This window comes from Paenibacillus sp. NPDC056579 (genome assembly GCF_042793215.1).
Classification (GTDB): domain Bacteria; phylum Bacillota; class Bacilli; order Paenibacillales; family NBRC-103111; genus Paenibacillus_S.
The window spans coordinates 1,004,098-1,017,259 of record NZ_JBHTVD010000002.1 but is presented as its reverse complement, the minus strand read 5'-3'; the positions used below and the strand labels follow the sequence as shown (position 1 = coordinate 1,017,259).

At 48.8% G+C, this 13,162-nt stretch carries 11 protein-coding genes; 6 read left to right on the top strand and 5 right to left on the bottom strand.

Annotated features, from left to right (window positions below; all coding sequences use genetic code 11):
- Positions 1–12: 12 nt before the first annotated feature.
- The gene (locus ACFQ88_RS11960; RefSeq protein ID WP_379454279.1) at positions 13–1,242 is read right to left on the bottom strand and encodes a multidrug effflux MFS transporter; all 1,230 of its coding nucleotides are present in this window, start codon (positions 1,240–1,242) and stop codon (positions 13–15) included.
- Between the two features lie 6 nt (positions 1,243–1,248).
- Complete coding sequence (locus ACFQ88_RS11955; protein WP_379454278.1) at positions 1,249–2,289, bottom strand: NAD(P)-dependent alcohol dehydrogenase; 1,041 nt, start codon at positions 2,287–2,289, stop codon at positions 1,249–1,251.
- Positions 2,290–2,474: 185 nt separating this feature from the next.
- Between ACFQ88_RS11955 and ACFQ88_RS11950 the strand changes: the two genes are divergently transcribed.
- The 6 genes from ACFQ88_RS11950 (at position 2,475) to ACFQ88_RS11925 (ending at position 10,218) form a co-directional block, all read left to right on the top strand.
- Positions 2,475–3,023: a TetR/AcrR family transcriptional regulator gene (locus ACFQ88_RS11950; protein WP_379454277.1), complete on the top strand. Its 549-nt coding sequence runs from the start codon at positions 2,475–2,477 to the stop codon at positions 3,021–3,023.
- Positions 3,024–3,339: 316 nt separating this feature from the next.
- Positions 3,340–4,941, top strand: a complete 1,602-nt coding sequence (locus ACFQ88_RS11945; RefSeq protein WP_239633765.1) for an extracellular solute-binding protein — start codon at positions 3,340–3,342, stop codon at positions 4,939–4,941.
- 106 nt (positions 4,942–5,047) lie between these two features.
- Entirely contained in the window at positions 5,048–6,010 is a 963-nt protein-coding gene (locus ACFQ88_RS11940; RefSeq protein ID WP_379454276.1) for an ABC transporter permease, read from the top strand.
- A 17-nt stretch (positions 6,011–6,027) separates the two neighbouring features.
- Positions 6,028–6,906, top strand: a complete 879-nt coding sequence (locus ACFQ88_RS11935; RefSeq protein WP_379454275.1) for a carbohydrate ABC transporter permease — start codon at positions 6,028–6,030, stop codon at positions 6,904–6,906.
- An 85-nt stretch (positions 6,907–6,991) separates the two neighbouring features.
- Positions 6,992–9,361: a helix-turn-helix domain-containing protein gene (locus tag ACFQ88_RS11930; protein WP_379454274.1), complete on the top strand. Its 2,370-nt coding sequence runs from the start codon at positions 6,992–6,994 to the stop codon at positions 9,359–9,361.
- Positions 9,362–9,378: 17 nt separating this feature from the next.
- On the top strand, positions 9,379–10,218 hold the full coding sequence (locus ACFQ88_RS11925; RefSeq protein WP_379454273.1) for a helix-turn-helix transcriptional regulator: 840 nt from the start codon (positions 9,379–9,381) through the stop codon (positions 10,216–10,218).
- Positions 10,219–10,279: 61 nt separating this feature from the next.
- Here ACFQ88_RS11925 and ACFQ88_RS11920 read toward each other — a convergent pair whose 3' ends face one another.
- The 3 genes from ACFQ88_RS11920 to ACFQ88_RS11910 form a co-directional block, all read right to left on the bottom strand.
- Positions 10,280–10,981, bottom strand: coding sequence for a phytanoyl-CoA dioxygenase family protein (locus ACFQ88_RS11920; RefSeq protein WP_379454272.1), 702 nt, complete (start codon positions 10,979–10,981; stop codon positions 10,280–10,282).
- Positions 10,982–11,200: 219 nt separating this feature from the next.
- On the bottom strand, positions 11,201–12,382 hold the full coding sequence (locus ACFQ88_RS11915; protein ID WP_379454271.1) for an MGDG synthase family glycosyltransferase: 1,182 nt from the start codon (positions 12,380–12,382) through the stop codon (positions 11,201–11,203).
- A complete protein-coding gene (locus ACFQ88_RS11910; protein WP_379454270.1) occupies positions 12,379–13,053 on the bottom strand; it encodes a phosphatase PAP2 family protein in 675 nt (224 codons plus the stop codon). Before ACFQ88_RS11910 ends, ACFQ88_RS11915 begins: the two co-directional genes overlap by 4 nt.
- Between the last annotated feature and the right edge of the window lie 109 nt (positions 13,054–13,162).

The window sequence follows — 13,162 nt, the reverse complement described above, 5'->3', positions numbered from 1 at the left end:
CCTCCGTTAGAGTTACATATTTATTTCCGTGTTGCTATTGCCATTACTCACAGTCTCCACCTTCCTGATGAGAACGATATAGGAAACGATCGCCAGCAAACTGGTTGTAAGAATAACGATTCCAAAAGGGACAGCTGAATTCTCACCCGCGATTCCCACAAGCGGCGCACTAACTGCGCCTAACGCATAATGAAAGGTGCCGATCACGGCAGATGCACTTCCCGCAATTCGTCCATGTGATTCCATCGCTAAAGTTACAGAAACCGGCCCAATGATCCCAATGGATATAGCAAATAAGAAGGTTGAAACAAATATCGCCGATAAAGATCCTTTAGAGAGAACTGCGATCAGGATAGCGGAAGCAGAAAGAAAGGATAGCGATAATCCAATACGAACTATATTGCGTTCCGTCAGCCGACCGGCCGCTCGTTTAACAACCTGCGAGCCAATCATAATAGCAAGACCGTTCATGGCAAACAGGATCGAAAATAGCTGCGGCGACACATCAAACATATTCTGATAGATAAACGGAGTGCCGGCAACAAAAGCAAATACACCGGCGAACAAAATACCATTAACAAGGGCATATCCGATAAACGTTCTATCACGAAACAGACGATGGTAGTTCCTCATTAATGCCCTGAAGCTGCCTGGGACACGATGCTGTACAGGTAAGCTCTCCTCTAACCCCCATATTGTGATCCCCGTTAATAGTATTCCTAAAATCCCCAAGAAAACAAACACGGCATCCCATGAACTGAACGATGTGACTGCACTTCCGACATTCGGGGAAACTAAGGGTGCGATGCTGCTGATCATAGTAAGCTGAGAGATAAATTTCGTCATTTCGACTCCGCTATACCTGTCGCGAGCAATCGCTCTGGAAATCACGAGTCCGGCCGATGCGGCAGCTCCCTGGATAAAACGTAAAACAATAAAGGATTCTATATTGGGCACAAAAGCACAACCAATCGATGAAACGATATACAAAATCATGGAGATGAGCAATGGAGTGCGTCTTCCATAACTATCGCTCAAAGGCCCCATGACCATCTGCCCTAAGCCTAATCCTAATAGGCTGGCAGTTAAACTCGCTTGAATCATGGATGCGTTAGTTCCGAAATAATCCATGATCTGCGGCAGCGATGCTAGATACATATCGACCGTAAACGGTCCCAGCGCGGAAAATGCGGCCAGTATCAAAGCCAATCGGAGAGAAAGCTTTTTAAGTTTATCGTCCATACGAGTCTATAACGTGGAGATGTCGATAACGAATCGGTAGCGTACGTCACTGCGCAGAATCCGCTCATAGGCTTCGTCTACTTGCTCGGCACCGATGACTTCGATTTGAGGAGTAATGCCATGCGCGGCAGCAAAATGAAGCATCTCTTGCGTTTCCGGCAGCCCGCCAACCAAGGACCCTGCTATACTGCGGCGGCTCATGATTAGAGAGAACACGGTGTATTGACTTGGTTCTGCCGGCGCCCCGACATTAACAAGCGTTCCGTCCACTCGAAGCAGCGATAAATACGAATCGACGTCAATATTGGCGGATACGGTGTTTAGAATCAGGTCGAAGCGGCCGGCTAAAGTGTTGAAAACTTCAGGATCAAGAGTTGAAAAATAATGATCCGCGCCAAAGCCCAACGCTTCGTTTTCCTTATCTTTCGCCCGGCTTAAGACCGTAACCTCAGCACCCATCGCATGCGCAAACTGAATCGCAACGTGGCCAAGACCACCCATTCCCAGAATCGCTACCTTTTTTCCTGGACCGGCATTCCATCGTTTCAAAGGGGAGTAAGTGGTAATACCGGCGCACAAAAGCGGACTGGCTGCATCTAACTCCATACCATCCGGGATATGCACGACGAATCTTTCGGTAACAACGATTTTTTGGCTGTAACCGCCGTAGGTTGGATTGCCATCATAGTCCAAGGAGTTATAGGTGGCTACAAAGCCTTTTGCACAATACTGTTCTTCTCCGCGAAGACAGTATTCGCACTCTCCGCAAGAGTCCACATAACAGCCTACGCCAACTCGATCACCTACAGCAAATTTCGTAACCTTCTCCCCAACTGCGGTTACAATCCCGGTGATTTCATGACCAGGCACCATAGGGAAAATTCCGCCGGCCCAATCACCGTATGCACTATGAATATCGGAATGGCAAATGCCGCTAAACTTTATATCGATTGAGACGTCATCCGGTCGCAGTTCTCTTCTTTCAATCGTAGTCTTTTCGAATGGCGCTTTGGCAGCCGGAACACTTAGAACGTGAGTTTTGCACATGAGCGTTGACTCCTTTTCCATAAATCAATTTGTGATGACTAATCAATTTCATTTGATTAATCAACTTGTGTCTATTATTATATAATTTAGAACGCAAATTCAATGGTTAAAAAACTGAGATTTGTTGATATATCAACGAAACAACCGAAATTGTTAAGTAACTTAGAAAGTTTGGTGGGAGTACGATGGCTAAAGTGGATCGTAGAATTGTGAAAACACAGGAAGCTTTGAAGAAAGCTGTTATTGAACTAATGACTGAAAAAAATTTCGACGATATAACCATTCAGGATATCGCAGACCGGGCCAACCTAAACCGCGGGACCATTTACCTTCATTATCAGGACAAATTTGATTTATTGGATAAACTCATAGAAACACACCTTAATGAATTAGGAGAGATGGATGAATGGGCATGTGAGATGGATTGGAACGAGGCTCTTGTACCTTATTTTGAATATTTTGAGAAAAATTATTTATTTTTTTCGACCATGTTAGCAAGCAAAGGGGTGCCGTCAGCTTTTAGAACGAGGCTTCTTGCTTCTTTTATTGAAGGATTCAAAGGTGAGATTGACCGAGAAAGCGGAAGAAATGCAGATTTACTAGAAGATGTCATGCTGCAATACGCCGGTACCGCTTATGTCGGTGTCATTGAATGGTGGATCAGAAACGGAATGCCCTATCCGCCTCAAGTAATGGCTAAACAAGTCGGAGCTTTGTTGGAGAGAAGTTTATAGTTCAGAGGTTATAATGGAGTTCTTCGTTCCGAAATCATCGGCTCGTACACAAATACTCGGCTGCCTGGCACACTCGGCAGTCTTTTTTCTGTCTTGGTGTTTAATGCCATATTCCCGTCCCTTTTAGCGATCTTTAATTTTAGAGGTACCCGTGAAAAAAGGTATGCCCAAGGTCGTTAATAATTGAAGCTCATATTAAAAAAAGAATATATCCCCCTTGTCGCCGCTCCGACTATAGTAAATGGCAAGGATTAGTTCCTTGAGCATATCAACGGGTTATCAATGGAACGACCTACAAAGGGAGGGCGACAATGGAATGAATACAAAGAAGACAATCGGAACGATTGCTTTAACCACATGCTTGGGTACGTCCGTGTTGGCCGGCTGTAACTCCTCTACCCCCGTACAAAAAGCCGATACCGACCCGACCAAGGTGCCGAAGCTGAGCAACCTTACCTATTGGACAGGTATGGCCGGGCAAGCCTCCGCAACGATGAAAAGCTACAATGAAATGGAAGCCTACAAATTATTGGAGCAAAAAACAGGGGTGAAAGTGGAGTTTCAACACCCTCCCCAAGGACAGGATGCGGAGCAATTCAACCTGATGATCACATCCGGGCAGCTGCCTGACGTCATTGAATATCATTGGACCAACTTTCCGGGCGGTCCGGAGAAAGCAATCAAGGACGGACGCATCATCAAATTGAACGACTATATAGACAAGTACGCCCCTAATTTAAAGAAAGTGCTGAACTCGAATCCGGAATGGCGTAAGCAAATCACGACGGACGACGGCAGCATCATCTCGTTCCCTTTCATTAGAGGCGATAAGAAGCTTCAAGTGTATCAGGGACCTGCCATCCGGCAAGATTGGCTGGACAAACTCGGATTGAAGCCTCCTACGACGTTGGATGAATGGTACACAGTTTTGAAAGCGTTTAAGGAACGCGATCCGAACGGCAACGGCACTCAGGACGAAATCCCCCTCTTGCTGCGGGTCGGGGAAATAAACGGTACCAGCGCGTTTATTGGCGCATTCGGCATAACGAACGGATATTTCCAGGATAAGGGCAAGGTCAAGTTCGGTCCGGTTCAGCCGGAATTTAAAGAGTTCCTGACCTTAATGAACAGATGGTATAAGGAAGGGCTGCTCGACCGGGATTACGCCGCAACTGACGACAAGCTGTTCGATGCTAAAATTACCGGCAGCCAAGCCGGCTCCGCCGTTCTTCTCGTAGGCGGCGGCATCGGCAAATACGCGAACCTGATGAAAGACAAGGACCCGAATTTCAAGCTGTTCGGCGTCACTTATCCGGTGTTGAGAGCAGGCGAGAAGCCGCAGCTCGGCCAGCTCGATTTTGCCTTCAACGGCAGAGGAGCCGCCGTCACGACAAGCAACAAGAACCCTATCGAGACGGTCAAATGGCTTGACTACGCCTACTCCGAAGATGGCCATATGCTGTTCAATTTCGGCAAGGAAGGCGTAAGCTATAACATGGTGAGCGGCTATCCGAAATGGACCGACGACATAGCGAACAACGCGAACGGACTCCCTGTCCAGCAGGCAATGGCCCGCCATAACCGCGCTTCTTGGGACGGCCCGTTCGTTCAGGACTTGCGCTATTTCGAGCAATATGCCTCGCTGCCTCAGCAGCAATCGGCCGTCAAATTATGGTCGGAACCGTCCAATGAGAAGAAAATGCCGCTTGTGACGCCGACCAAAGATGAAAGCAGCCGTTTTGCCTCGATTATGGCGGATATCAATACGTACAAGGATGAAATGTTCAACAAATTCGTCATGGGAGCCGAACCGCTCAGCAGCTTCGATAAATATGTTCAGACGATTCAGGGAATGGGACTTGAAGAAGCCTTGAAAATTCAACAGGCCGCTTTGGAACGGTACAACAGCCGGAAGTAACCGGTCGTGTCGGATGATCCGTCGGAAGAGGAGCTTTAGGCTCCTTCTTCCGGCTCTTCCGTTATAGCACCTAATCCCTGAATCCACGAAGAAGGAAGTGAACGCAATGTCCATTCCCCAATCGGAGCTGGCGGTAAGAAGCGCCGCCGCCAAAAAGCATAGTAACTGGCAGACCATCCGCAGAGATCTAAAGGTCAATAAACTAGTCTATCTCATGGTGCTTCCCGTCGTCGCCTATTATCTCATCTTTCACTATGGCCCTATGTACGGCTTGCAAATCGCCTTTAAGGATTTCAGCCCTGGACAAGGCATAACAGGAAGTCCATGGATCGGATTTCGGCATTTTCAGGAATTTTTCGAAAGCTATTACTTCTGGCGCCTTATCCGTAATACGGTCCTGATCAACATTTACGAGCTGTTATTCGGATTTCCGGCTGCCATCCTGCTCGCTCTTCTGCTCAATGAGATTCGAAGCACCATATTCAAACGTTCGGTCCAGACTATCTCCTATCTGCCTCACTTTATTTCCATTGTCGTCGTTGTCGGGATGATGGTCGATTTTCTGGCGCGCGACGGTCTGATCAACCAACTGATCGGGCTGCTGGGACTAGACTCCATTGCCTTCTTCAGAGAACCTGCATGGTTTCGATTCTTGTACGTATCGTCAGGCATTTGGCAAGGCGTAGGCTGGGGGTCCATCATCTACTTAGCGGCTATCGCCAATATCGATCCGACCTTATACGAGGCTGCTAAAATTGATGGAGCCGGCCGCTTGAAGCAGGTGCTTCATATTACGATTCCCGGCATCATGCCCACGATTGTCATCCTGCTCATTCTGAACATGGGCTCGATGATGACCGTAGGATCCGAGAAGGTACTCCTCATGTACAACCCGCAAACTTATGAAACCGGCGACGTTATCTCTACGTTCGTCTTCCGAAAAGGGATACTCGAAGCTAATTACGGCTACACCGCAGCGGTCGGCCTTTTCAACTCCGTCATCAGCTTCACCTTAATCGTGTTGTCCAACACCATAAGCAAGCGTGTGAGCGAAAATAAGCTCTGGTAACCGGGAGGTAATATATCATGGTCAAAAGGAGTTTCGGCGAGAAGAGCTTCGATCTCTTTAACACACTGCTGATGCTGCTGCTTTGTTTTGTTACGCTGTACCCGTTTCTCTATGTCCTGTTCGCCTCATTCAGCAATCCGGCCGACGTAGCCCAACACCGCGGACTGTTGTACTCACCGATAGGCTTTAATTTGGGTGCTTACAAAGCGGTCTTCGATAATCCGATGATTGCAAAAGGTTATCAGAATACCTTGTTCTACGTCGTAGCGGGCACGGCCATTAACCTTTTTATGACATCACTTGGCGCCTATGCTCTGTCCCGCCGTAATTTATATTTTAAAAATCACATCATGTTCCTGATCGTCATAACGATGGTATTCAGCGGTGGACTCATCCCATCCTACCTTCTAATCGGCAATCTGGGCATGCTGAATACACCATGGGCCCTGCTCATTCCAGGGGCGATCAGTACGTTTAACCTGATCATTATGCGGACCGCTTTCCAGGGAGTGCCCGTAAGTCTGGAAGAGTCAGCCAAGATGGACGGGGCCAACGATCTGACGATTTTGTTCCGTGTCGTCGTCCCGCTTTCCATGCCCGTCATTGCTGTCATGATCTTGTGGTACGCCGTCGGGCATTGGAACTCCTACTTCTCTGCTTTGATCTACTTGCGGGACCGCGAGCTATATCCGCTGCAGCTGATATTGCGTGAGATTCTCATTACGAACAGCACGGACAATATGATGACGGGAGCTTCCGCAGGCGACAAAATACCGATTGGAGAAACGATCAAATACGCTACGATTATCGTATCCACTTTGCCGATCTTGTGCCTGTATCCTTTCTTGCAAAAATATTTCGTCAAGGGAGTTATGATCGGCGCCATAAAAGAATAATCCTTTTTTGCCGGCAGCAGGAAAAGAGGGGCATATCTGCGAATATGTTAACAATGTAAGGGTATTCAACCGTGGAGGAACGCTTATGATTCCATTGGTCAAACGAATGCTTCGGTGCGACCGCTGCAACCGGGGAAGCGTGTTCATTACGATGCTGATCTCTTATATTGCGATTCTCTTGTTCCCTGTCGCGATAGGACTGTTCTTGTATTCCCATGTGGAAGAAGCGATGGAGGATCAAGCCAACCGATCCAGTCTGGCCATGCTGGAGCAGCTCAGGCTTTCTATGGACGCAAGCATCAAGGAAGTCGACCAGCTATCTCAGCAAATTACTTTGAATCCCAAAATGGATTCATTGTTGAACAGTGACATGTCTAATGAATCCTCTTACCGCTATATTGAATTTATTGCAGACTACCTGAACCGTTACCGTGGATTCAGCGGGCGGTTTATTGAAGATTATTACGTTTATTTTAAAGGGACCGACACCATTCTCAAGCCGGGAGTCCGCACCGATTCCCGGACGTTCTATACGAGCTATTACAGCTACAAGGATATGAGCTACGACACATGGCGCAGCAATCTGCTGGAAGCGAATCATAACCGGGACTATTTGCCGGCTAAGACGCTGCTTCGGGACGGAGGGCTTCCTATTACCGCAAGCCTGGAACGGGAGCCAATCAAGGTACTGACCTATGTGCAGTCTCTCATCCCCATAAGAGGCATGTCCGATATCATGGGAAGTCTGGTTGTGCTGATCGACGAAAAACAGGTCAAAGATATGATTCGGCAGATCGAATCCGCCAACCGAAGCCATATCTACATTATATCCGCCGATCAGAAGGTATTGACGGGGACTACGGATCAGGTTCCGTTCGGCCGTGAAGTGTTTCAGCGAATGAATGGAGCATCAGGCTTCTTCCCTCATCAAGAGTACGGAGCCGATCTCATGGTTTCTTATACGTCCTCCAGCATGATTGGCTGGAAGTACATATCCGTGACGCCAAGGGATATCTACATGCAGAAGGTCAACGCGGTTAAGCTGACTGCGATGTGGCTATTTGCGCTATATCTGGTTGTAGGGCTCATAGCTTCGTACGGTATGGCCTACCGCAATTACCGGCCTGTCAAGCAAATGCTGAAATTCATAGTCAAAGACCATCCGGTTCCGGCATCCGCTCGAACCAATGAATACGAGTTCATTCAGGAATCGCTTGAAAGCGTTCTCGACGAACAAAAGCATCTTCAGGGACAGCTTCAGCATCAGGCTCCCATCATGCGCGCCAACTTTTTGACGAAGCTCATCCGGGGGCTTGTCGATCACTCGGAGGATATCCGTCACTCACTGGATTTTATGAACATCCGGTTCGTTTCCGACTCGTTCGCCGTCATCTTGATCCAGGTCGACGATGCCGAAGCTTTTGCTCAGGATCAGTCCGAGCGGCAATGGGCATTGATCCGCTTTATCATTTCGAATATTGGCGCCGAACTAATACACGAGCATCATATCGGATACTGCGTCGATCTCGATCGCGACCGCCTGGTTGTGCTTCTTAATATCAACAAGCAGCGTCAACAAGAAGCGGTCGCCCATATGACTCACGTGGCAAATACGCTCAAGCAAGTGATGGAGGAGCGGTTTCAAATCGCCATAACGCTGGCTCTCAGCAATGTGCATGAGGGTCTCGAACGAATCGGGAACGCGTACCTGGAGACCTTAGCCGCCATGGAGTACAAAATCATCAAGGGCCGGAGCTCGGTAATCTTCTTCCGTGAAATCAACAGGAAAGACCAGCACTACTATTATCCGTTGGAGACGGAAATGCAGCTGATGAATTTCGTCCGCAGCGGAGATGTGGACAATACGCGAAAGCTGCTCGACAGCTTATACGAGATCAATTTTACATCCAATCCGATTACACCGGGACTTGCCCAGTGCCTGTTCTTTAATTTGGCAAGCACGCACTTGAAGCTCGTTAACGCCACCGGCTCCAAGCATGGAGAATCGGCGGACGGCCGGTTCGACGCAGTCGCTGCGATCCTGGACTGCGCAACGGCGGAAGAACTGCACACCCTTATGAAAGAGTTGTTTGTCTCGCAAACGCAAATGATGCAAACCGGACGCAGCGATCACAATGAGCAGCTATTGCAAGAGATAACCGCTTTTATAGACTCCCATTATACCGATCCGAACTTGGGTCTTAACATGATCTCGGAGAAGTTCAGCCGCACGCCGCAGTACATCTCGACCTTTTTCAAGAAAACAAGCGGACAAAACATGACCGATTACATAGCCAAACGACGCATTGATCAGGCCAAACAGCTGATTTCCAAGCAGGAGATGACGATCGCGCAGATTGCGCAAAAAGTCGGCTATACAAACGATCTGGTGCTCATACGGGTATTTAAAAAAATGGAGGGCATCACGCCGGGCAAATACCGCGACACTTGTTGAGGCAGAAGGAGTTAGAGATGCGTAATGGGCTATACAGTCAAATTGTTCTAAAGAAGGATTTCATCTTTGAAAGAAAAATCGCCGCTTTGACCGAGCACGAGCTTCATATGCACGATCTGCTAGAGGTGAGCATACTGCTCGAAAACAAAGTGCGCTACCGTTTGTCCGATCGCGATGCTGCGGGGGAGCCTGGCGATATCTTTATTTTCCGGCCGTTCGAAGCCCATTGGAATCTGGCGGATTCGGAGGACTCGCCCGCCGTATGGATCATGCTGCTCTTCTCCCCATCCGTCGTCAGGGCGCTGCCCCAAGGCTGCTCGTTACTGGCTCCCTTCTATACCATGGAATGGAATCCGTTGATACCTTCCGTATCGGAGGAAGCCCGGTTGATTCGGCAAGCCGCCTGCAGCGCACTTCAGGAGCAGCAGAAGATGCTTCCCGGGTGGGAGATGAAGCAGTTTTTGTACATGGCCGACATTCTCGTACAGATTTACCGCTATTTCATGCTTCAGCAAAGTCATGAAAGACAGGCGGAGTCTATCGAAGGTATCGTCCGTTCCATCGAGTACCTGTTGGGCCATTTTGCTGAATGGATCGATATGACCCAGGTCATCGAGCTGTCGGGCATGAAGAAAACTTGGTTCTATAAGCAGTTTCATATGCTGACCGGATTGACGCCGAACGAATTCGTCAACAAGCTGCGTTTGCAATATGCAATCCATCTGTTAAAGCATTCCGATAAAACCGTCACGGATATCGCGTTTGAGTGCGGGTTTCATTCCGTAAGCTACTTCAACAAGCTGTTCAAAGATACATGGCTGCTGACGCCGCGAACGTTCAGAAATCATGCACAATGATACAAAAAGGATGCCTCCACGCCCTCTTTTGTAGACGGTATAGGCACCCTGCCCTCTCTTGTTATTCCGAAGTGGCTAACAGATCGCGATCCTCCAGCAGCTTTCCCGTTTCCGCATAACGGCAGTTTGCCGAAGCCACTTGAAATGCATAAGCCCTCCTGGGGTGGTCGCTGTTATTGCTCTTGCTGTGGTGAAGCGTTTCCCTGTGGAAGATCACCGCGTCGCCGGGTGCCATCGGCCTACAAGGCATTCCGTTCTCCGGCTCAGCGGCACGCTTATGCCCTGGCTCCGTGTTCAAATTAGCCAACCTGCCGAGCCGATGAGAACGGGGAGCGATCCATAACCCCGCATTGTCCTGCGTGATAGTATCTAACGCAATAAATCCATTTAACATGTAGCCGAGGATGTGAGTGTACTGGTTGTCCTGGTGCCACTCCAATCCGCTGCCCTGCGGAGCGACGACGGCATACATCCCCATCCAGAGCTTAACCGGCGCACCGACAATCCGCTCGAATACTTGAATAAGTGAGGGTGAGGTTAAAAACTGGACCGTCTTCGGATACTCCACTCTGGACTGCTCCAGCTTGATCACCGGCTTGCTCCTCCATTTCCCGTCGCTGTTGGCATAGGCGAACTCCCGATGCTCCTCATTGATCGCATCCACCGTCTCCCTGGAAATAAAGCCTGGCGCATAGAAATAGCCTTCCCTGTAAAATTCCTCCACCATTTCGTCTGTCAGCGTAAAACCGGATATGCGGGTCATGTACGTCCCTCCTGTTTCTTTTATAATGCCATTATAAAAGGAACGCAGGAGAAAAACTTGCAATAGCCCGCCGATAACATATCAATTTTGTTCACTTGCAAAAACCTCGTTTTAGCTGATCAAACTCATCTGGTTCAGCCGCTTTGGATGATACAGGAGCCAGTGTAAAGCACAGACAAAATACCATGCTCCATATTCCGTTCCAGCTTCCGACCCCAATCAAGCATTGGCATACGTCCGTTGACGGTTGTTTCGCGCCGCCGCGGAAGCTATGTCCGTATCTAAAATAGCATTCAGCGTATGAAGCGCATCATGCTTCATTTGACTGGACCGCACATTTCTTTTTAAATTCGACAGCAGGGACTTATTCTGAATGACTTGAAGAAGCTGCCGCTTCAAATCCGCTTCATTCTTTGCTTCCATAGCGGCTCCAAGACTAACAAGATAAGCCGCATTGTCCTGTTCTTGTCCGGGAATCGGCTTATACAGCATCATCGGCAGCTCCAGCGCCAATGCTTCGCTTACGGTAAGGCCTCCGGGCTTCGTAATAATCAGGTCGGATAAGGCCATCAGCTCGTGGACATGGTCTACAAATCCGGTGATGACGACGCGATGCCGGGTCTTGTTTCCTCCGAGCTCTTCCTCCAGCGTCTTCTTCAGCTTCTCGTTTCTACCGCACACAAATATAAATTGGACAGGAGCGGTAAGCTCCTCCGACTGCAATACGGACATCAGCTGCTTCCCGATCAAGCCGTGTCCGCCCCCCATGATAAGCACCGTCGGCAAGGTGCGGCTCAGCCGATGCTTATCGCGAAGGGTGAGACGGTCATACGATTGCGTAAACGTCATTCTGATCGGAATGCCGGTAACAACGATTCGCTGCTCGGGGATGCGGTACCGCAGCAGGCTTTGCTTGACCTGCTCGGAACCAACCAAATACCGGTCGGTACAAGGATGAATCCAATAGCTGTGATCCGTGTAATCGGTCATCACCGTTATCGTGGCGACATCCGTCAAGCCGTTGCATTTCAAGTAGGACATGGCTGCCGCCGCCCCGGGGAACGTGCTGACCACCTCTGTCGGTCTCACTTCATCAAGCAGCTCCAGCATTCTGTCAGTGCTAAACGCTTTCATTCGTTTGAACCAATTTGATAACGGATTATCCTGGCGTGTTTTGCGATATAAGAAACCGTATACCGACGGAAGGCTTTTTACCCACTGCATGTAGCAGAACTTGCCGACCGAGTGCAAATACGGATGGGTCCATTCCAGGAAGTCGACCACAACCACCTCTACTTCCGGGCGATAAAATCGGGCCGCTTCGACGATAGCCTGCGCCGCTTTATTATGACCGTCACCCAAGGAGCCGGTAAGAATCAATAATTTCTCGCTTCCGCTCATCTTCTCAAGCTCCCTTCCCATGTACTTTGCTGAGGCTTTGCAATGATAGGCTTGCTGAACCAGCCTTTATGAATGCGCGTCACGGCATAAATCACGCCTTCCGCAACGAGAATCGCTCCCGCAATATCAAGAAGCACATGCTGCTTCACAAATTGAGTCGAGGCAATGATCAGTATCGACACGATCGTAACGGCGGCCGTGTACATTCGCGGAATGCCCGCGGTGCGGAGATACGCCTTCATCATCAGATACGTTGTAAGCACATGCGTGCTCGGAAAGCAGTTATACGGCTGATCGGAGGAATAAACACCCCGGACCATTTGCAGCAGCCAGTCATCACCAACCAGTACTGGCCGCGGGACATAGGTTTGATAAACGGCATAAAAGCCGTAACAAATCAATAGCCCGATATTAAACTGCACCAGCGTTTGGTAGAACACCTCCCGGTTTTTGAAAGCCAAGTACACGAAAGCGATGAACAGGAAAGGGTACCAGAATAAATACGGGAGAACGAACACTTTAAGGAAAGGAAGCTGATGGTCGAAATCCGTGACCAGACTATGAACCATTCCGTTTCCATGATTGAGATAAATATAGATGAGTCCTAACAATGGAATGGATAATAGGGAGCTTAAGGCAAGCAAATGCGATGTAAGGGAGTTTGCTTTCACATGATTTCCTCCTTTTATGACAGATATGATTTATGAACGGTCACTTTGTTTCATTCAAGCCGCTCGGCAATCTCAGTACATCCATCATAAGAGAAAATCGCATTTGACA